Raw genomic sequence first — 22,417 nt, 5'->3', positions numbered from 1 at the left:
AAATAGTATGGAACCTTTATTTTCAAAAATAAAACAAAAAAGCTGTGGGGATCCCACAGCTTTTACATTACAAGGCATGTGTAAAAAGCATCGTGAAAAAGACTTCATCTACATGAAGTTTAGTCAGTGCATTACACGCTTTATAAAGTATTGTAGGTATCTTCATAGGTGTTGAAATAAATCCACGACTAAATAAGGGGTGACTTTATGACAAAAATCCCCTATCGTCATTAAATTTATTTCATTAAGTTGTTCCTATTTAGAACCTACCGCACTCACAAAAAGCACCTCTCATTTATTATAATGTATAATCATTGTTATCTAATTGACTGCCACCATATTACTATATGCTGGAAGAAAAGTAAAGTTTCCTACTCAATATTGAGGTGAGCCATAATGGGGTGCTTTCACAAACATTTCGGCGACTACACCTCCATCTTCAAATTGTATGGATACCCCAACAAATATTATAGAACCCTATTTCGTTAGCCTTTAATTATATTGATAAATGAAAAAATCCTGCATTAACAGGATTTTTTATCAACATTATTAATAATAACTTTAAGCTGATTTATGATGGGCCCTTCTCGTTTCAATGATTTTCGAGCCTGAAAACAGTAGTAAGGCTGCCCAAATAATGCTGAATGCCAATAGCTCTACTTGACTAAATGGTTCTTTGTAAAGCACGATTCCTATAACTAACGTAATCGTTGGCGATACGTATTGAATAAAGCCTAATAAATAGAGTGGAATATTTTGTGCACCTTTCGCAAATAAAATTAACGGTACTGCTGTCACGATACCACTTACAATCATGAGGATGTCTGTTTTGACATCAACATGTAAAAATGAGGCATGATTCGTTGTAAAGAGGTAAACATAATAGCCTAAAGCAAACGGTAGAATAAATAACGTTTCTATGGCTAGACCTCTTGTCGCATCAAGTGAAATTTTCTTTTTTAGTACACCGTAAATTGCGAATGATACGGCAATTAGTAAAGCTACCCATGGGACTGAACCATAATTAACCGTTAAAATAATTACAGCGATAAAGGCAATTCCAGTAGCTATCCATTGTGCTCGGCTAAGCGTTTCCTTAAAGAAAATAACCCCCAAAATAACTGACAGCAAAGGATTAATATAATAACCTAAGCTCGTTTCAATTAAGTGGTTATGGTTAACTGCCCAAATATATAAATACCAGTTCATCGAAATAACGAATGAAGCTCCAGCAAGCTGCCAGAAATGCTTTTGGTGTGACCATAAATATTTTAAATCTGCGATTAGATCCTTACGCATTCCAAATACTATTACTGCTAGTACTGTAAAGACAAAGGACCAAATGACACGTGATAATAAAATTTCCATGCTCGGCACATGCTCAAGTAATTTCCAATAAAGAGGAAATGCACCCCAAAAAGCATAGGCTAAAAATGCTGACAAAACACCTTTTTTCTCATTTGACATTGCCTTTAACTCTCCTACTCTTGTTTGTATCCATTACGACTATGCATAATTTTAACAATTTACATCTTAAAGAATAGACTAATTATAGGACTTTGCTTTGTAACTGTAAATGCCAAATTTGAATTAAGGCAACAATGTCGTTACTCTTTGTTTTCAGATTCTAGCTCAGAAATATATTTACGCACCATACTATAACTAATATCTGGATTAATTTGACGTTTTATTCGAATATGAATTTCCTTAATACCTACACCCTGTTCTCGCATATCGCGTATCATAGATTTTAACGGCCCCGATAATGACTCCCTCGACAAAGCTGTATGTTTACTTAGTTCAATTAATAGCTCTGTATTTTGTTGACGAAGCTCCTTTAGTTCATTTACAACACAATTATATTCCGTTAGCTTTTTTTGCAAGATCGCATTTTGCTGCTTCATTTTTTGCATTTCTTCTACAAGCTGGACATTTTGTTTCTTTAAAGTTTTTCGCTCCTGCTCCAAAACATGATGCTTTTCATCTAAATCTTTATGCATAGCATTGTAAAGTTCTTCGATATGCATTAATTCCTGATAGCGACTTTGCGATACTAGCATAAGCGTTTCTGTCATATCTATGGCAAGCGTTCCATCTTTTAAATGCTCACACGATAATGTAGTTAAATTCATTTTCTTCATCGTCTTTTCTCCACTCCATTACTAAGTAATTCGTGTAATGGTATTGCTTTCTTTAACATCGTTCTTCTTCCTTTACGTTTGATAACCATTCTCATTTAAATCATCATAATGAGTATTTATTATTTTGTCAAAATAAATAAGCTCCTATTCCGATGTTCGGGTTAAGTATGCTGTGATTCTTCCCGAAACACATCACTTTAGGCGGTTTTTCGGGACCTATAAATAATATAGAGCTCAAAAAAAGCTTCTTGCGTAAGAGAGAATGCAAGAAGCTTCACGATTACATCTTTTTCAGTTTTTCGTATTCAAGCTGCAAACGTTCTATGCGTTTACGTCCTTCCTCACGGTTTCTCGCCGTTTCTGCTTGAATTTGCTTCGTTTCTTGAATACCGGTCATAATTGTTTGCCATGTCGTTTCAATTGTTTCAATTTTAATGCTTGGACTACCTGCCACACGTGCAATATTAACACTATTTTTACTAATATTTTCTGCATTTCGTACAAGCATTTCATTCGTACGACGGTCTAGTTCACTCATGGAATCAGAAATAAGCTTTTGGCGTTTTAACGTTACTGCATGAATAAGTCCTTGCTTAAATATAGGAATTGTCGTAACAAACGCAGAGTTAATTTTTGCAATTAAATGGTTGTTGCCTTGCTGCATTAAACGAATTTGTGGTGCAGACTGGAACGAAACTTGCTGCGCCATTTCCAAATCATAACGACGTTGTTCCAATAAATCCACTGCACGTAGCATCGTTTCATATTCCATTGCCGCTAATTGATCACCAGTTTGTGCTTTTTGTTCAAGTGCTGGTAATGACGCTCGAACCTCATCTGTTTTCACTTCAATTGCCGCAATAAACTTACTTAAAGTTTGGAAGTAATGTAAGTTTTGATCATATAGGTTTTCAAGATCGATTGTATTACGTTTCATTTCACCTTCGTACTTTTGAATCTCACGGTGAATAACATCTACTTCCTTATTCATACTATCATATTTGGATAAGAACCTTTCTAATTGTTCTTTCCCTTTGCTAAACAGCTTTGTCAGGAAGCCACCTTTTTTATCCTCTGCAAAATCTTGAGGATCAAATTTATCCATAATTCTATTTAAATTATTTAATAATACACTCGATTCCTCAAGTTTACTTGTTTTCATCGTTGCTAGCATTTTATCTGAAAAAGTAGAAATACCATTCGCTGTTTCTTTTCCAAGCTCTAACATGGCAATTTGGTCTTTTACATCAATTTTTTGTGCTAGTGCATGGATTTCAGGATTTTGCTTTAATGCACGTTGATTTTGAGCAATTTGTGATAGCTCTTGCTCAGAAACAAGTACAGGTTTTTGTTTTTGCTCTTGCTCCACCTGTAATAATGGATTAGGCTGTAATAATGGATTTTCTGATGCAAATGGATCTTTTGATTTTAATAGGTCGTTGTCGAATTCAGACATAAAGTTTTACCCCCTGCGATTTATCTCTTCTATTACATACGATTTCAAGTCGAAAAAGTTTCGTTTATTCAAGCATTGTAAAATAAGAGTCACTTACTAAATATGCACTCTCATGATTCTGTAGTTGAAAGCAATAATGAGCTGGATCAAATCTATCGACAAAAAGTGTTATGCGCTCACGGCTATTTAAGATTTCTAGCAATTCTTCACTCAAAGCTTCAATCTTTGCTTGAGATCACATAGCTTCAATCCCATTTATAAATTATAGCTTGTTTCATTAGAAAATTCGACTGAATACGCGAATTACTATGCTTTGTTTTCTAGTTTTAGCATATTTGGGCCCAATCAGCAAAAATGTGGGAGACATTTATGAAGATGTATGCCTGATGAGCCTTATTTGGACAAAAAAGCAGCCACCTATGTAGCTGCTTTAATATCATGTTGTTACTTTTAACACGGTTTTTATTTTCTGAATAACGCCACCTGTACTATATGTTAGCACGCTGCGTTTATAGAACGATAAACTAAATACGTAAGCCACGATAATTGTCGCCACTAAAATACCTAAAGATATAAGTGGTACCATCACGCCAACATCTGTTGCACCAATTCGCATCGGCATGATCATACCAGAAGTTAACGGTATATAAGAGAAAACTTTGATTAAAATCGTATCTGGATTGCCCATTCCTGAAAGCATTACATAGAATCCCATCATTGTAATAATAATGGCAGGCATTAAAACTTGACCAGCTTCCTCTACTTTTGAAACTAACGAGCCGAATAATGCGCCAATAATTAAATAAAGGATAATTGTTAACAGTAGGAATACTATAGCATATATGACATAGCCAACCGAAAGTTCTTTAACAATACCGGCTGCCATATCCCAAACAGCTCCACCTTTCACAAATTTCGCGTAGACAAGGAATACCACTGCAATAAAGCCCATCTGTGTTAAAGCGAGTAGTAATACTCCCGCAATTTTTGCTTTAAAATGGGTTGCTGGCTTGACACTTACTAGAAGCATTTCCATTGCTCGAGAACCTTTTTCAGAGGCAATTTCAGTTGTAATCATTGATAGGAAAGTAGAAATAAAGAAGTAGATTAAAATTCCGACAGCATATGATACTACTAACCCTGATTGTTTTTCTTCCTCACTTTTACCGCCTACTGTTTCTTCATTTAAATTTTTATTCGAAATAACGGTTTGTGTATCCATAATTTGCGCAGCCTGCTCTGATGATAACGACAGCTGCTGAACAGCATAATTTTTACCTGCATATTGCAATAATGAAGAAATCGTTGTTTGATCATTTAATTTTAAAGGAGTAAAAGTTGCAATTTCAGCATGTAATTGACCATTTTCATCACTTATTGTAATAGTTGCTGCGAGCTTCTCATCTTTAACCTTTTGCTCTAATACTTTATTATTCGTTTCGTCCTGAATAAACTCCATGTCCCCGTTTGACACAAAGATCTCACTAAAATCCGCTGATGTTTCATTCACAATGGCGATTTTCTGTGCCTCTTCATCGCCTGTAAAAAGCTCCTTAATATCCGACCAAAAAACGGCGACGGACATAATGGCCACGTACAGTAATGTCATTAAGACAAAGGATCTAGATTTTATTTTTGATTTGTATAATTGTGTCATTAATAAATTAAACTTCGACAACGTTGCCACCTACCTTATCTTTAAAGATTTCATCTAGTGTTAAATAATCTAAGCTGAATTTTTCAATGTACTTCCCATTTGCAAGCTGATCAAAAATGCTCTGTGCAAAACTTTCGTCTTCTAAAGTCAGCACCGTTTGCTCTTTCTCTACACGAACATCTTTAACTCCTTCAAGTGCCAGCAATTGTGTTGTCGACCAGTCTGTACGTACCGCTAGCTTAATTTTGCCGTATTGTTTCTTTAAATCTAGTAAACTACCTGAAAAAAGAGAAACACCGCGTTTTAGTAAACAAAGATGATCACAAAGCTCTTCAACATTATCCATTTGGTGACTAGAGAACAAAATGGTAGTACCTTGTTCCTTTAACAGTAGAATTGCATCCTTTAGTAAATCTTTATTTACCGGATCAAGACCACTAAACGGCTCGTCTAAAATCAAGAATTGCGGCTTATGAATAAAGCTTGCTATTAATTGTACTTTTTGTTGATTTCCTTTTGATAATGTCTCGGCTTTATCTTTTCGCTTTTCTTCTAGCTCGAAACGACTGATCCAAAAATCAATTTCTTTTTTCAGCTCAGCTTTTTTCATGCCGCGCAGCTCGCCAAAAAAGTAAAGCTGATCTTCTACCTTCATAGTTGGGAAAATCCCTCGTTCCTCTGGTAAATAACCGAGTACATCACGATTTATAGCATTCACCGACTTGCCATCCCATGTAATTGTGCCGGCTGTTGTTTCCTGTAAATCTAAAATCATGCGGAACGTTGTTGTTTTACCCGCACCATTTTGTCCAATCAATCCAAAAATTTCACCTTTCTCAATGGTGAAATTTAAATCATTGACTGCTGTAAAATCTTTATACTTCTTCGTGACATGTTGTAATTGTAATGTCATCTTATTTCCTCCCTACCCTTCAAATATATGTAATTCATGTTGTAATCCTTTTTTTCTCTTTTCAATTTTCAAAATAAGTATGCACATCGTTATCGCTACTAAAAAGTTTATAAATCCCATCGCTGAATTTAAGAGATTAACTGTTAATCCAAGTGAAAAATTAGTAATGCTCATAACAAGATTGAATAATGCTAGAGGAATAAAGAGTCGGTTTAGTGATTGTAAATAATGTATTTTTGAAGAATTGTCTGAAAATAACTCAAACGGTCCTTCTGATGCCTTTTTACGATAATAGGCCCAGCCTGCAAACTTGGAAACACACTCTATATTCATCATATCTAAAAATTTAAAATAATCTTTGTTCTTACCTTTTACTAATTCGTTGCGATAAATGTATTGACCAGGTTCCCCTTTTTCAAATACAAAGTAACCTAAAATTGTTTTCTTAAGATTCCATCCATGTGCCGCCATGTCGTTGACCCATGCCTCTTCTTTTTCATAATCTAGAAAAATGCGATAGACTCTTTTTTTCATGTAATCTCCTCACTTAGTCTGAAAGAAATGAATTTAAGATTTTCAGAAATAACTCCAGAAAATTTATCGACATAGTTGGTTAAACGGGTGAACAAACATTTAACTTCACATAAAGATAATTTTATTTTTAAAATATTTTAAATTTTCTAATTTCCCGGAAAATAAATTATTGGTATTTCCTTCTTTTCTTAAAGTATCCCTACACCAAAAATATTTTAATATTCTTTCGTTTTAACACAATTTCTTTGTAATAAATAGATTCACCAAAACTACAATATTAAAAAACAGAATTTTCTAAACGCATAATTGCGGTCGATTATTCTTAAATGTATCTTTCCTTTTAATCTGTAAATACATCTAAGTCTCTTTTTAAATGTTTCCGTAAACGAATGAGTTTGAACAATGGTATAGAAAATATCAAAACTACTAAGAGGTTCGCTATATTTAGGGACAATCCAAACCAGTCTACTTCGTACTCTGAAAAATCCCCACTGAGCCCAATGATGCCGACCATTAAGTTAAGTAAGATAACCCAAAATAGTACCGTTACTTTTTTGGAAAGATTACTGATTTTTGTTTTTTTATCCGTGTAAAGTTCAAATGGCCCTTCGTATGCTGGCTTTCTAAAAAACACAAAATTGCCAGATCGGTCTACCTGCTCTATTCCCGAGGACTTCAGAAATTCTAAGTATTCGTCTTCATAGGAGGCACCAAATCTCTCCAATTCATCATGGCGGTAAATATAGCTACCTGGTTCACCACGTTCGAATGTAAAACGAATCCAAGTGAATTTTTGCAAATACCAGCCTTGGCTAGCCATTTCATTAACCCATTTCTCAATATCATACGGGTTGACGACTAATCGATATTTATGCATTTGTTCCATCCTCCTTTGTTATACGGATGCCATTGTCAAAAAGTTCCCTTAATCTCAAAATTTCGTATTCCATAACTTTTTTTCCACTCGCTGTTATAATGTATTCCTTTTTTCGCCCATCATCATCTAGTGCCTCAATCCACCCTCGCTCGAGTAATGTTTTGATCGCCCCATAAATTGTTCCCGCTCCAAGTCGAACTCGGCCATTGCTCATTTCCTCTACAAATTGCATAATGCCATAACCATGCCTTGCCTCAAATAATGCCAATAAAATATAATAAACGCCCTCTGTTAACGGCGGGTGCTCCTGTGTCATACAACATCCCCCTCTATATCGCCTAACAATATATCGACCAACGATATATATAAAATATATCAACAGTCGATATAGTTGTCAATTCTGTTCTTCACATTACAAGCTTTTCAAAAGGCTTCTTTATTTAAACAAGAATCTTTGTTTATTTTTCGAATGATACCAATGTATCTACCTATAAGACTATGCAACGGCTTCAACTGATACCCAAGCTGTTCGTGACCGCACATGAGCAGTTCATAGGGCCATCCGTCTCACCTGTTCGCCAATATTTTTTGTTGCACAAGAAATTACTCTATGCTAGCATGTAAGTAATTACTTGCATGAAAGGAAGTATTGTTTTGTCATCGAAAGGAACTGCAGAAAAGATCATTGAAGCAGCTTTACATCTTGTCAGCGAGAAAGGTTATACTGCGGCAACAACTAAAGCAATTGCTGAATTAGCAGGAGTCAATGAAGTAACAATTTTTCGCCATTTTGGCAACAAACGTGGGATTTTGAAAGCTATTATTGAGCAATTTTCCTATTATCCTCTTTTACAGCAAGAGCTCAATAAAAACGTAACATGGGATTTGGAAACAGATTTATTAAATTTCTCTATTAAGCATTTTAACTTTTTAATGTCTATTAAGGATTTTGTCATGATTGGCTTTAAAGAAGCGATGCAGTTTCCTGAAATTAATGAAGAGATTGCCAATATCCCACTTCATATTAAAACTGAGCTAATACATTATTTTCAGGAAATGCATGATAGAGGGAAAATTAGAGAAATTGATATGGAAGCAGCCGCGTTATCACTAATTGCTATTAATTTTGGGCATTTTATGTCACGAGCTCGCTTAGGAACATTTGTCTCAAATATGCCAAATGAAGAATTGTTAAAAACGAGTGTTTCAATTTTTTCTAGGGGATTAGCTCCCTAGAAAAAATTTTTCCTTTCAATGCAAGTAAGTACTTACTTATATAGGAGGTTTATATATGAAAGGTTTACAAGCTTTATTTAAAATCCGAGAAACATATATCGGCATCGCCGTCACAGTTGCATTTCAACTAATCTTCTTCTCCGTATGGATGACTGCGTATGATGGTGTAAATGACAGAGCAGACCATTTAAAGATTGGACTAATTAGTGAAGATACGGAGATCGGGCAACAAGTAGCAAACGAAATACAAGCAACATTACCTTTTACAATAGAAAAATTCACCTCACTAAACGAAGCCGAACAGAAGTTAAATGAGCGTGAGATCCAAATGATTCTTCATATTCCAAACGACTTTACGAGTCAATTACAAGCAGGGCAAGAAGCAGAAATCATTTACTCTATTAATCAAGCAAGTGCAAGCATCACAAAAAATATGATGGAAGGAGTAGCCAAACAACTAACAGAGGAAGTTAACCACAATATTTATCCTAAACAACAGGGCAAGACCGTTGAGGTATTTTCTCAAAAGTTCTCACAGCTCCCAATGGAACCAAATACGGCACAACAAATTAATGAAACCGTCGCTACTACGATTATGAGTGTAAAGGATCGTGCAATAGATTCTACTATTGTTAAAACGAATAATGTTGACGAGTTTGCTGCAAATTTTGTGCCATTAATGATCATTATTTCGTCGTTTGTTGGTGCAATGGTCATGATTATGCAACATCAACAGGCTGCACATCTAGTGCAAGATACCATTTCAAAATGGCAACTGTTCCTGGCAAGGCAGATTATTAATGTTGGTGTAGCCTTTACGCTCCCATTATTAACAATTGGTTTAATGCATCTTTTTAATATTTCAAGTGAACAAAGCTTTTTCTCCATCTATCTTTTTCAAGCATTAATGTTCTGGGCTTTCCTCTGCTTGGCACAATCCTTTGTCATCATGTTTGGTAATCTCGGTATGATTTTTAATATTTGTGCCCTTTCGATACAGCTTGTTACATCAGGCGTTCTTGTTCCACAAGCAATGCTATCTGATTTTTACAATAAACTAGCTTCTCTTCTTCCAGCAACGTATGGGGCAGATGGCTATTACACAATTATTTTTGGAGGAAGCGCTGACAATCTAATAAGCAATAGTAGCTCGTTAGGAATTATCATTGCTGTAACTTTGGCCATTTCTACTATGGTCGTTGCTTTAAAAAGAGAAAAAGTAAAAAGCGAAAGCAAGCAAATCGTCACTGCTTCTGTTCAATAATATGGTCAAAAAAGCGATGTACTAATGACAAGTTAGTGCATCGCTCATTAATTCGCCTATTTTGTTCCACTCTTCTATCCGCTTCTTCATTACTTTTCGCCAATTCGCAAAATAGCCGCAAGTTGCTTATTCAATGTATTAACGCTATCCTCAAAATCCTGGCGATACCATTGGATGATTAGACCGATGATTGCGTTTGCTTGATAAGCACTATAATATTCAATAGATATTTCATCATGCATATTATAGTGAGTGGTTAGGTCTCTTTTCATCAGCGCATGAATTCCATCAAATAACATGTAATAGTAGGTCAAAGGCACATTTTTTGAAAATACAATGCGATAAAACATTTTAAAACGCTCTATATGATGAAAAATACGAATCGTATTTGGATCTAATTGATTCTTATCCAATGTTGTTACTGCACGATATGGTTCCTCATAGGAATTATATAAATCCTCCATAATTTCCTGAAAGTACTCCTCAAATAGCCCTTCTTTTTGCTCATAATGCAAGTAGAAGGTACCTCTGTTCACCTTTGCCACCCGACAAATTTCTGCAATCGAAATATTCTCTAAAGGTTTCTCACTCAATAAAGTTAACAGCGCATTATGTAATGCTTGCTTTGTTTTGACAATTCTTAAATCGTTCGCACACAAACTTTTCATCCCCTTACTAAACAGATTTTGTATATGTGTTGATTACTGAACAGTTCTTAGTTTTTTGCATATTGAAATCGCTTACACTATTATTATAAGATTTTAATGAACACATGTTCAATATCTTACTTAATATATCCGTGAAATGTTCTACACGGTGAAACAACATAAATAATAGGAGGTCCTTGTGATGAGATTAGAAGGTAAAGTAGCAATCGTAACAGGTGCAGCGTCAGGTATGGGAAAAGCAATTGCAGAAGGTTATGCAAAAGAAGGCGCAAAGGTTGTAGTTTCTGATTTGAATTTAGAAGGTGCACAAGCTGTTGTTGAGGGTATAAAAGCAGCTGGTGGCTCAGCGATCGCAATTCAAACAAATGTCGCATCAACAGAAGACTTACAACGCTTATTTGATGAGACAAAAAATGCTTATAGTCAATTAGATATTTTAGTCAATAATGCTGGCATTATGGATGGTATGGAGCCAGTTGGTGAAATTTCTGATGAACGTTGGGATAAAGTATTTGCGGTAAACACGACTGCTGTTATGCGTTCGATGCGTATGGCGACAGAGATTTTCCTTGCTCAAGGTCACGGTGTCTTTGTTAACAACATTTCCGCTGGCGGTCTATATGGTGCTCGTGCTGGGGCTGCCTATACTGCTTCTAAGCATGCTGTCGTTGGTTTAACAAAAAACACAGCGTTTATGTATGCAGATAAAAATATTCGATGTAACGGTATTGCTCCAGGGGCAGTTATGACAAACATTGCTTCTTCCATGACAAATATGAGTCAAACAGGTGCAGCTCGCCAAGCACTAGGTATGTCCATTAATCCACGTGCTGGACAACCAGAGGAAATCGCTCAACTAGCTATTTTCCTTGGCTCAGATGAAGCAAGCTTTGTCAACGGCCAAGTCATTGCTGTTGATGGAGGCTGGACGGCTTACTAAAAATAAATAAGCACGCACAGAATATAATTTCATGTGCGTGCTTATTTTTCTAATAAATTAATTATATTACGCCTTTTTCGCGGGGAATATGCATCCTATAATAGCACCAATTAACGCTGGTAGTATCCATCCTAAACCTATGTCATAGAAAGGTAAAAAGTCTGAATAAACTTTCTCAACCGCATCAAAAATACTTAATTTCGCCGCTGGAATGCTACTCACTAATGCTTTATAGCCATCAATTAAACTAATAAAAAATGTAAAAATCATCGCTATTACATAAACCGATTGCTTATTGTTAAATAGCGATGAGCTTAAAGCCAGTAGAATTAAAACAATCGCTAGAGGATATAAGAACATTAGTACTGGAATGGCGAATTTAATGATATTATTTAATCCGAAGTTCGCAATTGTAAATGACACAAGACACAATATAAATACAAACCACTTATAGCTTATTTTCGGGAACACTTCGTGGAAAAATTCACTACAAGATGTGATTAAGCCAATACTTGTCTTTAAACAAGCAAGGACAATAATAAATGCCAATAAAATTGCACCAAAGGATCCGAAATAGTGTTCAGCAACAGCAGCAAATATTAAACCACCGTTATCAAATGTACCAACAGCCTCAATACTCGATGCCCCCATATATGTTATTAAACCATATATTAGCATCATTAATGCCATGGCAAAAATACCAGATTTCCACGTTGCCTTAGCAATTTCTTTTCTATCAGAAATTCCTGCGCTTTTAATCGCGTTAATAACGACAATACCAAAAGCTAATGACGCTAGCGCATCCATTGTGTTATAGCCTTCTTTAAAGCCCGTCATAAATGCTGAATCAATATAGTCTCCCATTGGCTGCTGGAAATGTCCCATCGGCTTTAAAATACTAATAATAATTAAAATAAATAACATAATCAAAAAAGCTGGTGTTAAATATTTACCGATATAATCCATAATTTTCGCAGGATTCAATGAGAAATAATAAACGATGGCAAAAAATACAAAGCTAAATAAAGCAAGTAGAAGTGTTGTATGCTCTGCTTGAATATATGGTTCAAAGCCAACAACAAACGGAACTGTCGCTGTACGAGGAATCGCAAAAAAAGGACCGATCGTTAAATAGAGCGCTAATGAAAAGATGACGCCGAATAATGGATGAACACGGCTCGCTAAGTCACGCAAACCGTTACTACCTGATAAACCAATAGCTAAAATACCTAGAAACGGTAAACCGATAGCTGTTATTAAAAATCCAATTAGTCCAAACCAAAAATTGGTCCCTGCTAATTGTCCAAGCTGAATTGGAAAAATAAGATTCCCTGCTCCAAAAAACAGTCCGAAAAGCATCGTGCCAATGACTGCATATGTTGAAAAAGGTATTTTTTGTTGCATTTTGATGTACTCCTTAGATGTATTTAACTTTTGCAAATAGTTTAAATCGAATGGATTTTCTCACTACAATTCCACTATGGTATCAGGCATTTATTATAAAAACAATAGTTTTTTCTTTGAAAATTGTTAATTGTTCCGTTCCAAGCTTTAATCGCCTAAACCTAGGCAAAAAGAAAAGAGCTGTCAGCAGACAGCTCTTAGTTTGCTACAGACCACTCTATATGATCTAAAAATTTGTATACGTCCTCATACACTTTTTCACGTTCTTTGTCTAATGTAATAATATGACCAGAGTTTTCATACCAGATAATCTCTTTATCATCTGTTTCTACAGTATTTAGAATGAAAGGAGCACTTTCTTGATAAAGATCGTCATCTAGAGAACCTTGCATTACTAAAGTAGGTGCTTTAATTGTTGATAATTCATCGCGTGTTTCTGTAGTTAAACGTGTAACACCATCTAATGAATCCTTTGGTGTAATACGAAGTTCATGTAACTCTGAAATAATTTGATCTTTTGATTTATTTTCAAAGTGTTTATATAAACGAGCATAGTGATATAAGCGAGTAAATAAGCCTTTAGAATTGTCTCGTGTGATTGGTGCACACATTGCAACACATGCTTTAACAGGAAACTTCTCTGCTACTTTTAGCGAGAATACGCCGCCAAGTGAAATCCCAACTACAGCGATTTCTTCATAACCCTTACTCTGCAGGAAGTTATAACCTTCCACGACATCGTTCCACCAATCTTCTGGTTTTGTTTCAAGTAATGCTTCTGGTTCTACGCCGTGCCCACTATAAATCGGTGCATGAACAGTATATCCTCGTTGAGCTAGAAATTCTCCTAGCTTTTTCACATCTTTTGTGCTTCCTGTAAATCCATGCAGTAATAGTACGGCTTTATTGCCTCCCTCGATTGTTAGAGGTTGTGGCTTTGCAAACTTCATTTTATAATATCCCCTTCACGGAAATTTCGTAATTGTGTATTTTATGTGTCTATCTTAACACCCTTTATTCATAATGTACAATTTATAGTTTTTATCATATTAATGTATTTCATGCATGAATGATGTGAGGTTAATAGCTGTCATATCACACTTTCTGCGACTTTAATTTTTGAATTCTTCTTTTTAGTTCTCCGTCTTTTAAAAATTTTTTATGGCGTCTATACTTCCTACCCTTTTATCGTTATAATGCAGATAACTCAAAATTAATAGAAACGGGGGTGAGAACATGGAGTGGCAGCAATTAGAATATTTTGTCACGGTCGCAAAGCTTGAGCATATGACACGTGCTGCAGAAGCATTAGCGATTTCTCAGCCAGCATTAAGTCGCTCGATTTCAAAGCTTGAAGAGGAATTAGGAGTACCCTTGTTCGACAGACAAGGACGTTCGATTATGCTCAACCGATATGGCGAGCTTTTTTTGTATCGTGTCCTACGCATGCGCAAGGAATATGAAAAAGCAGTTATTGAATTACAGGAGCTGAATAACCCAGAGCTTGGTGATGTGTCACTCGGCTTTTTACATACTCTGGGGACTAGCATCGTACCTGATTTAATCCGCGCTTTCCGTCAGAACCATCCGCATATACGCTTTCACTTTACACAAAATTACTCACACTCCCAGCTGAAGCAATTGCTCGCGGGAGAGTTAGACCTTTGTTTACTTGCAGCGATTGACACGGAGCCCCCTGTTTGCTGGAAGGAGCTATGGCGTGATGAGCTTTATATTATGGTGCCGATCGACCATCCCCTCGCCACACGTAAAAGTATTAAAATGAAGGAACTTGAACATGAAAATTTTGTTCTGATGAAAAAAGGTTACGCATTGCGACGGACCGCTGATCGATTATTGAATGCTGCAGGAATCAAGCCGAAGATTACCTTTGAAGGTGATGAGGTATCAACAGTTGCTGGTTTTGTAGGTGCTGGACTTGGCGTATCGATACTGCCTGTTGACGAAGACTTGAATCCAAATAAATTGGCTAAAATTCGTGTGGAGGATATGGTTTGTGAACGTATAATAGGTATGGCTTGGATAGAAAATCGATATCTTCCACCATCAGCAAGACAATTTCAGCAGTTTGTATTCGACTTTTACGAAAAAAAATAATTGAGAGCTCCTGTTGAACTAATGAAAAAGCGAGTAACAATTTTACTTCTACGTAATTGCTACTCGCTTTTGTTATATGTTTAAATCGTTTTAGGAAATTTTAAGAGGTTTATTCATCACCATAACGTGTAGTTGATTTCCGTTCCGGCTGGGCGACTACTTGGGCACACGGTTTGGTAAGGAGCCACTTCTTTAAAAAAGAACCATTATAAAATGATTTTAGTCCTATTATACTACATGACCATATGTTCCCCTGAACTTTGCTAGAAAAATTCACCAACCAATTATGCTCGTAATTACAATACTTTTCTCTTTTAATACCTTATAATAAATGTAAGTCGTATAGTTTTGGAGAAAGAGGTGTTTGTCGATGGCAGTAAGTGATATTGTCAAGCAATATGAAGACGAGCAAGGAAATGTCTATTATAAAATGAAAACACATGATATCGAAGTACAGGCTACGCAAACATCCGGTTTAGCGCCTGTTATTACTTATTGGATGGGTGAAAAAGAGATTACGGACGATATTCGAAATTTGCGTTTCAGTCCACGTCCGCCCTCAAGTTATATTCAAGATTACGATGAATTTCAAGCCATGCTTTATTCGAAAGAACAAGGTGCCATTAACAAACTATATGAACAAATGAGTATCAAACCTAAAAATATGTCTTCTGGAAAACAAATAATATGGGGTTTCTTCGTCATTGTCATGGCGATGCTCCCACTAGTAATGGCAATTTGGTGGTTCAAGTAAACAATGATTTGTTCCCCTTCACTCTTTCCCCTCGTGTGTTCGGCATTACCTACTTATTTACTCAAAACTTTCTATCAACTTTTCTAATCAGCTTGACAGACACGCTGAAGTAGTGCATTCTTTATTCAATTACTTTTTAAGGTTTGAGGCATCAACCTAAAGAGCCCCTATAAAAATGATGTTGAATTATACAATAAAAACGTACGAAGACTAGTACCTAGAAACTGCTTGAGCAGAGAGCGATGCCCATCGGCTGTAAGGCATTGTACAAGAAAGACTAAAGAACCTACTTCGTAAAACGTCCTAGCTAAACTAGGCGCAGTCTCAAGCGTTATGAGCAAAGTGGAATGTCAATGACGTTCAATGTAGGTGGTACCACGGAAAGCAAACCTTTTCGTCCTAATTGTTAGGATGAAAAGGTTTTTTATTTTGAAAAAATCTAGTAGCGAAATCTTAGCGGCTGCTAAAGTGTAACTAATAATGCTAATGAAATGACGAATTGGAGGAATTGTGATGGAAAGAAAAAGAATCGTCGTTAAAATTGGAAGTAGCTCCTTAACAAATGCAAAAGGTGAAATTGATAAAATACGTTTAATGGACCATGTTCAAGCGATTGCTGAATTAAAAAAATGTGGCCATGAAGTGTTACTTGTTTCATCAGGTGCAGTTGCAGCAGGTTTTAAGCAGCTAGGCTACCCTACTCGTCCAATCACGGTCAAAGGTAAACAGGCTGCGGCAGCTGTTGGGCAAAGCTTACTTATCCAAATCTACAACGCTTTATTTAGCATTTATGATATTGTGCCTGCACAAATTTTACTAACACGTACTGATTTCTCAAAAAAGGAGCGCTATAAAAACGCATACGCTACATTTGAGGAATTACTAGAGCGCTCTATGCTTCCAATTATTAACGAAAATGATACGGTATCTGTCAGCGAATTAACGTTTGGGGATAACGACATGCTATCGGCACTTGTAAGTGGACTTGTTCATGCAGATCAGCTCATTATTTTAACAGATATAAATGGGCTTTATAACGCAAATCCAAATAAAGACCCACATGCCAAACGTATTGATCGTTTAACAGAGGTAACCGATGAAATGCTTGGTTTTGCAGATGGTGCAGGCTCTAAGGTAGGTACAGGTGGTATGGAATCCAAATTGCTGGCAGCTCGAGCAGCTTTAAATGCAGGCGTTAAGGTATTTATCGGAACTGGTCACGGCGCGAATAAGCTTGTCGATATTATGGAAGGACGCGGTGATGGTACCTATGTTGAGCATGAGGCTCTTGCTGTTTTAACAAATAATAAACAGTGGATTGCACTCACGGAAGTATCTGGTAAAATTTTTATAGATAGCGGTGCTGAACATGCGCTATTGGCAAATGGAAAAAGCTTGTTGCCTGCTGGTGTATGTCGTGTCGAAGGTGATTTCGTAAATGGCGACGTAGTCGAGGTCTATAGTGACAATAGGCTACTTGGCCGGGGTGAGGTCTTATATTCTTCCCTTGAGTTAGCACATGCAATGGGAAAACGTACAAATGAGTTAGCGAACTATCCAATTGAGGTTATTCACCGAGATAAATGGCTAAAAATTCAAACAAATTAAGGAGGAATTTACATGACAAGTGAAGTTCAACAAAAAGGAAAACTGGCAAAAGCCGCAAGCTATATTTTAAACATTAAAACGACTTGTGAAAAAAATAATGCACTTACAAAAATTGCTGAGCAGTTGATAATCGACCAAGATACTATTATTGCTGAAAATGCAAAAGATTTAGCTCATGGTGAGCAACAAGGAATGCCTGCTTCTACACTTGATCGTATCATGCTCAACAAAGAACGAGTAGAGGCTATGGCAAATGCCATTCATTTACTCGTAAAATTAGATGACCCAGTCGGCAGCCTTCTAGAGCGAATTGAAAAAGATAATGGATTATTGATTGAAAAGCGGATGGTGCCAATAGGTGTGATTGGGATGATTTACGAGGCGCGTCCTAATGTAACAGTAGATGCTGCAACATTATCATTAAAAACAGGAAATGCTGTTATTTTACGTGGTAGTTCTTCAGCAAAATTTTCAAACGTAGCCCTTGTAGCAACTATCCATCGGGCACTTGAAAAAACAGCAATCCCTGTAGACGCGATTCAATTAATTGAGGATACGAATCGAGAAACAGCAAAAGAATTATTCCATTTAAAAGATTACTTAGATGTCTTAATCCCTCGCGGTGGAAAGGCACTTATTGACTTAGTCGTAAATGAGGCCACTGTTCCAGTACTAGAAACAGGTGCTGGCAACTGCCATATTTATGTGGACCAGACTGCTGATTACATAAAGTCAGAAAAAATTTGTCTAAATGCGAAAACACAGCGCCCTTCTGTTTGTAATGCGGCAGAAAGCTTACTTATTCATCCTGATTGGTTTAATGAGCATGGCAAACAGCTACTAAGTGCTTTGCATCAGGCAGGTGTGACAATTATCGGTGATGAAATCGTTTGTCAAAAACTTGATTTTGCTCATCCAGCAGCCGAAGAAGATTATGCCACTGAATATTTAGATTTAAAGATCAGTGTTAAAATTGTGGAAAACGTTTATGAAGCGATCGAACATATTAATAAATATGGTACGAACCACTCTGAAGCCATTATTACAGAAGATCAACTAGTAGCGGACATCTTCTTAAATAGCGTGGATGCTGCAGCTGTTTATCATAATGCTTCAACTCGTTTTACGGACGGCTTTGAATTTGGCTACGGTGCAGAAATTGGTATTAGTACGCAAAAATTACACGCTCGTGGACCAATGGGTTTACCTGCATTAACATCTACAAAGTATTTCATTCACGGTAACGGACAAATCCGAGAATAAAGGTAGAACTATTAAGTAAAAGCCGGCAGTTGTTGTCTTACTCCTCTGTCGGCTTTCTTTACTTTTTAAAGCGGACAGATGGATTATAGTGGTTTGAGTAGAGTGTCTTGAGCTGCTGGTTGAGCGGTTTTAGTATACATCATCGTCTGTCCTATTTTAGAACTAAAATTCAAAATACTTTTAATAGAAAGAAGGTTTAGAATGAACATTTCAGCGATCATAAAATTAACGGTTTCCATGGCTCTTTTCGGCTCCATTGGTTTTTTTACTGTTCATACGGGCGTACCTGCTATCGAGCTAGTATTTGTCAGATGTATTTGCGCTACCCTCTTTCTAGGAGGAATGTGGCTCATTACAGGCGGGCATAAAACAGAGAAATGGGATAAAAAAGAAATATTACAAACACTTCTTTGTGGTGTCTTTATTGTCTTAAACTGGGTATTTTTATTTAAAGCCTTTGAAGAAATGTCGATTTCCATTGCTATTTCTATCTATAATTTAGCCCCTATATTTGTATTAATTTTTGGCGCATTGTTCTTAAAAGAGAAGATGACTATTCAAGCATTGCTAGCAACAGTAACTTGTTTTATCGGTAGTATGTTCATTATCGGCTTAAATAATTTTTTGACACTCTCTGAATTTATGAAATCAGGTTTTATTTGGGCATTACTGTCTGCACTATTTTATGCATTTACGATGCTCACAAGTAAAACGATCACAAACCTTAGCTCCTATGCATTAACATATATCCAAACAACAGTTGGAATTGTCATACTATTACCATTTGTTGATTTTTCACTATTTGAAGGCTTAACGACCACAAACTGGCTTTATATTTTAGGGACAGGTTTTATTCATACAGGATTTGTTTACTATTTATTTTTTGATAGCATTCGTAGTCTCTCTACAATTCTAGTTTCAGTATTAGTATTTGTTGACCCTGTTGTTGCTATATTGCTCGATATGCTATTACTTGATTTTATGCCAAGCTTCATGCAAACACTTGGTATTGTATTAATTTTCGGTGGCATTTTTTACACAATTTACGTTCCAAAGAAAAAGCGTGTGCCTCAGACTGATGTAAAGGAGATTATTCCGTGAGTAAACTTTATGCAATTGGTGAATTATTAATTGATTTTACGCCTACTGAACAAAATGCCTCCCTTGCTACAGTAGAGCAATTTACTAAAAATGCTGGTGGGGCCCCTGCCAATGTTGCAGCTGTTTGTGCAAAGCTTGGGCAACAATCAGCTCTCATCACACAAGTAGGTCAGGATGCTTTTGGAGATTTTCTTGTAGACACGTTATGGCAGGCTGGTGTCGATACGAGCTATATTAGTCAAACGGATCAAGGTGAAACAAGCTTAGCCTTTGTGTCACTGACAAATGACGCGGACCGTGATTTCTTATTTTATCGTCGCCACGCAGCAGATTTACTTTACAACAAAGAGCAACTACCACCAAATATATTAACAGGTAATGATATTCTTCATTTTTGTTCAGTTAATTTAGTGGAAAGTCCAATGAAGCATGCACATATAGCTTTGATCGAACAGGCTCATCAGGCAGGTAGTCTTGTATCTTTTGACCCTAATGTTCGATTGCCTCTATGGAACGATGAGAAGGCCTGTCGTCAAACCATTTTAGAATTTTTACCAAAAGCCCATCTCGTTAAATTGTCTGAGGAAGAGCTTTTGTTTTTAACGGCGATTGAGGATGAAGAATCAGCAGTCCAATCATTGTTTCAGGGGAAAGTGCAAGTACTCATCATTACACGTGGAGCAGAAGGAGCAAGTCTTTATACTACTAAGCACCATATGAAAGTGCCAGCTGACAAGGTTCATGCGATGGATACAACTGGAGCGGGCGATGCCTTTATTGGAGCTGTGTTAACCATTCTCCTTAGCAAGCAGATTACAGCCATCAATCTAATCGACTTTTGTAAACAGCAGGCTATCCCTCTCCTGACATTCGCGAACCATTATGCAGGAGCATCGACAGAAAAACATGGTGCCATTGCATCTTATCTTACCAAGCATGAACTGTCACTTAAAAACGATATTATTTTTTGAATATTTCGGAACTTATTCTATTGTCATTCGTATTAGGTAGAGACACGTTGAATAAGAGGAGGAGCTCAGGTGAAATCTATTACGAAAAAGCGTACGAAAGCATTTTTCATTGATTTGGCAATATCAACAGTTGTCGGAGCTGGTGTAGAATATGTCCTGCGAAAAAAAGTGAAAAACGAGGCAATCCATGCAATGATCACACCAACAGTCGTTATGTGGTCTCTTGAATTTGCACAATTACGTAAAAATGGACAAACCGTTGGCTATAAAACAATGGGACTCGAACTTGCAAATGAAAATGGGTCAAAGCTAACAACCCCTCAAATTATTAAACGGATGGCTTATCGAGATACAGTTAGCACCTTTGATTACTTAAAAAATCCCAAAGCGTTTGCACAACAAAACGGTCAACTTCTTCCTCACGACAACTTTTCAGGTACAGTTGTAAAGGAAGTCTAGAAAATAAGGCTGCTCAAAGATCATTTTTGAGTAGCCTGTTTTAATATATTGAGCAATTAGGGAGGAAATTTACAATTGAAATTGGATCATGTTGTTAATGTTTTACTTAAGAGTTTAAAAGATGATGAATATATCGAAGCTGTATTTTTAAGAGGGTCAATCGCTAGAGATGAGCATGATGAATTTTCAGATATTGATATGTATTGTGTTGTGAAGGAAGAACATATCGAGGCATTTTTGCCCAATCGGATTAAACATATTAATGCTTATAAGAAAACATTATTTGTTGATGACATCTATATAATCGCACCTCAGCTCTTAGTCGTATATGAAGATATGGTTCATATCGATTTATTCACTGTAACCCCTAATGGAATAAGTAATAAAGATGCAATAAAAGTATTATTTGATCCAAATGAAATTCTTACATCTAAACAGAGAAATACAACTTTGTCATTAAATCCACTTGAATTTCAAGATGCTGTAGATGATACGGTTTGGTATTTGTATCAATATTATAAGAGTGCTTCGCGTGGAAATGACATTTGGTGCGTTCAATTACTGCGGCATAGTTTAGAACATTTCGCCAAAGTACTACTCCATAAATATTGTCCTGAACGGGCATCACTTGGACTTAAAACGTTACATCATTCGTTACCTCCTAACCCATTAAATGAGATCGTCGATATTATGAATTATACGAGCCTTTTAACACATGGGATAGCCGTAAAGAAATTAGTGAACGCTTTCCACTATGAATCAAGTTGGATATTCGACAACGCGCCAGATCAAGAAGAAATTAAACCATTATGGGAAAAAATCAAAGAGCTATTACAGTAAAATAAAATAGCAAACTAGCCTCTTACCTAGTTTGCTATTGATCAGGAGCTATTCCCTCTAAACTTTTTGCGCCTCTATAAAAAGTCTCACCAGTAAAACTTTGTTTCCGCCGCTAAAATCGTCGTTTGCGCCGGTAAGATCTCTTTTTCCGCCGCTAATACCACCTTTTCCACCGGCAAGATCCTTTGTTCCGCCGCTAATACCGCCTTTTCC

The 22,417-nt window shown here is 36.4% G+C and carries 22 protein-coding genes; 11 read left to right on the top strand and 11 right to left on the bottom strand.

Going from position 1 to position 22,417, the window contains the following annotated elements:
• Positions 1-561: 561 nt before the first annotated feature.
• The 8 genes from rarD to AB9L17_RS08580 form a co-directional block, all read right to left on the bottom strand.
• Positions 562-1,467 (bottom strand): EamA family transporter RarD, encoded by a 906-nt coding sequence (rarD, locus tag AB9L17_RS08615; protein WP_068982632.1) that lies wholly within the window; start codon positions 1,465-1,467, stop codon positions 562-564.
• A gap of 140 nt (positions 1,468-1,607) precedes the next feature.
• Positions 1,608-2,141 (bottom strand): hypothetical protein, encoded by a 534-nt coding sequence (locus AB9L17_RS08610; RefSeq protein WP_375200402.1) that lies wholly within the window; start codon positions 2,139-2,141, stop codon positions 1,608-1,610.
• A 280-nt stretch (positions 2,142-2,421) separates the two neighbouring features.
• The gene (locus AB9L17_RS08605; protein ID WP_068982634.1) at positions 2,422-3,597 is read right to left on the bottom strand and encodes a toxic anion resistance protein; all 1,176 of its coding nucleotides are present in this window, start codon (positions 3,595-3,597) and stop codon (positions 2,422-2,424) included.
• Positions 3,598-4,033: 436 nt separating this feature from the next.
• Positions 4,034-5,284 (bottom strand): ABC transporter permease, encoded by a 1,251-nt coding sequence (locus AB9L17_RS08600; protein ID WP_375200401.1) that lies wholly within the window; start codon positions 5,282-5,284, stop codon positions 4,034-4,036.
• Complete coding sequence (locus AB9L17_RS08595; protein ID WP_223555092.1) at positions 5,262-6,167, bottom strand: ABC transporter ATP-binding protein; 906 nt, start codon at positions 6,165-6,167, stop codon at positions 5,262-5,264. The genes AB9L17_RS08600 and AB9L17_RS08595 overlap by 23 nt, the downstream gene beginning before the upstream one ends.
• Before the next feature lie 12 nt (positions 6,168-6,179).
• Entirely contained in the window at positions 6,180-6,701 is a 522-nt protein-coding gene (locus AB9L17_RS08590; RefSeq protein ID WP_375200400.1) for a DUF2812 domain-containing protein, read from the bottom strand.
• A 340-nt stretch (positions 6,702-7,041) separates the two neighbouring features.
• On the bottom strand, positions 7,042-7,578 hold the full coding sequence (locus AB9L17_RS08585; RefSeq protein ID WP_375200399.1) for a DUF2812 domain-containing protein: 537 nt from the start codon (positions 7,576-7,578) through the stop codon (positions 7,042-7,044).
• Entirely contained in the window at positions 7,571-7,894 is a 324-nt protein-coding gene (locus tag AB9L17_RS08580) for a PadR family transcriptional regulator (protein ID WP_375200398.1), read from the bottom strand. Before AB9L17_RS08580 ends, AB9L17_RS08585 begins: the two co-directional genes overlap by 8 nt.
• A 338-nt stretch (positions 7,895-8,232) precedes the next feature.
• Between AB9L17_RS08580 and AB9L17_RS08575 the strand changes: the two genes are divergently transcribed.
• The gene (locus AB9L17_RS08575) at positions 8,233-8,814 is read left to right on the top strand and encodes a TetR/AcrR family transcriptional regulator (RefSeq protein WP_068982639.1); all 582 of its coding nucleotides are present in this window, start codon (positions 8,233-8,235) and stop codon (positions 8,812-8,814) included.
• Between the two features lie 55 nt (positions 8,815-8,869).
• A complete protein-coding gene (locus AB9L17_RS08570) occupies positions 8,870-10,078 on the top strand; it encodes a YhgE/Pip domain-containing protein (protein WP_375200397.1) in 1,209 nt (402 codons plus the stop codon).
• An 89-nt stretch (positions 10,079-10,167) separates the two neighbouring features.
• Here the strand turns inward: AB9L17_RS08570 and AB9L17_RS08565 are convergent, their stop codons facing one another.
• Positions 10,168-10,737 carry a TetR/AcrR family transcriptional regulator gene (locus tag AB9L17_RS08565; protein WP_375200396.1) on the bottom strand — a complete coding sequence of 190 codons (570 nt, stop codon included), beginning with the start codon at positions 10,735-10,737 and terminating at the stop codon, positions 10,168-10,170.
• Positions 10,738-10,927: 190 nt separating this feature from the next.
• Here AB9L17_RS08565 and AB9L17_RS08560 point away from each other — a divergent pair, with 190 nt between their 5' ends.
• Complete coding sequence (locus tag AB9L17_RS08560) at positions 10,928-11,686, top strand: SDR family oxidoreductase (protein ID WP_223555082.1); 759 nt, start codon at positions 10,928-10,930, stop codon at positions 11,684-11,686.
• 66 nt (positions 11,687-11,752) lie between these two features.
• On the opposite strand, the gene brnQ is transcribed toward AB9L17_RS08560, so the two are convergent.
• Both brnQ and AB9L17_RS08550 read right to left on the bottom strand, forming a co-directional pair.
• Positions 11,753-13,090, bottom strand: coding sequence for a branched-chain amino acid transport system II carrier protein (gene brnQ, locus AB9L17_RS08555; protein ID WP_068982643.1), 1,338 nt, complete (start codon positions 13,088-13,090; stop codon positions 11,753-11,755).
• Positions 13,091-13,287: 197 nt separating this feature from the next.
• Positions 13,288-14,040: an alpha/beta hydrolase gene (locus AB9L17_RS08550; RefSeq protein ID WP_068982644.1), complete on the bottom strand. Its 753-nt coding sequence runs from the start codon at positions 14,038-14,040 to the stop codon at positions 13,288-13,290.
• Between the two features lie 286 nt (positions 14,041-14,326).
• On the opposite strand from AB9L17_RS08550, the gene AB9L17_RS08545 reads away from it, so the two are divergent.
• The 8 genes from AB9L17_RS08545 (at position 14,327) to AB9L17_RS08510 (ending at position 22,204) form a co-directional block, all read left to right on the top strand.
• A complete protein-coding gene (locus AB9L17_RS08545) occupies positions 14,327-15,208 on the top strand; it encodes a LysR family transcriptional regulator (RefSeq protein ID WP_223555078.1) in 882 nt (293 codons plus the stop codon).
• Positions 15,209-15,578: 370 nt separating this feature from the next.
• Positions 15,579-15,962: a sodium:proton antiporter gene (locus AB9L17_RS08540; protein WP_068982646.1), complete on the top strand. Its 384-nt coding sequence runs from the start codon at positions 15,579-15,581 to the stop codon at positions 15,960-15,962.
• Between the two features lie 513 nt (positions 15,963-16,475).
• The gene (proB, locus tag AB9L17_RS08535; protein ID WP_068982647.1) at positions 16,476-17,570 is read left to right on the top strand and encodes a glutamate 5-kinase; all 1,095 of its coding nucleotides are present in this window, start codon (positions 16,476-16,478) and stop codon (positions 17,568-17,570) included.
• Positions 17,571-17,582: 12 nt separating this feature from the next.
• The gene (locus AB9L17_RS08530; RefSeq protein ID WP_223555076.1) at positions 17,583-18,833 is read left to right on the top strand and encodes a glutamate-5-semialdehyde dehydrogenase; all 1,251 of its coding nucleotides are present in this window, start codon (positions 17,583-17,585) and stop codon (positions 18,831-18,833) included.
• A gap of 201 nt (positions 18,834-19,034) precedes the next feature.
• Positions 19,035-19,934 carry a DMT family transporter gene (locus AB9L17_RS08525; protein ID WP_375200395.1) on the top strand — a complete coding sequence of 300 codons (900 nt, stop codon included), beginning with the start codon at positions 19,035-19,037 and terminating at the stop codon, positions 19,932-19,934.
• Positions 19,931-20,905, top strand: a complete 975-nt coding sequence (locus AB9L17_RS08520) for a carbohydrate kinase family protein (RefSeq protein WP_375200394.1) — start codon at positions 19,931-19,933, stop codon at positions 20,903-20,905. The genes AB9L17_RS08525 and AB9L17_RS08520 overlap by 4 nt, the downstream gene beginning before the upstream one ends.
• A gap of 69 nt (positions 20,906-20,974) precedes the next feature.
• Positions 20,975-21,364 (top strand): RDD family protein, encoded by a 390-nt coding sequence (locus AB9L17_RS08515; protein WP_375200393.1) that lies wholly within the window; start codon positions 20,975-20,977, stop codon positions 21,362-21,364.
• 75 nt (positions 21,365-21,439) lie between these two features.
• Entirely contained in the window at positions 21,440-22,204 is a 765-nt protein-coding gene (locus AB9L17_RS08510; RefSeq protein ID WP_223555073.1) for a nucleotidyltransferase domain-containing protein, read from the top strand.
• Positions 22,205-22,417 lie beyond the last annotated feature (213 nt).

Origin of the sequence: Lysinibacillus sp. RS11 (assembly GCF_042019215.1) — a bacterium.
GTDB lineage: Bacteria > Bacillota > Bacilli > Bacillales_A > Planococcaceae > Lysinibacillus > Lysinibacillus xylanilyticus_A.
Note: the sequence above shows the minus strand (reverse complement) of the source record. Positions and strands in the feature narration are given on the sequence as shown.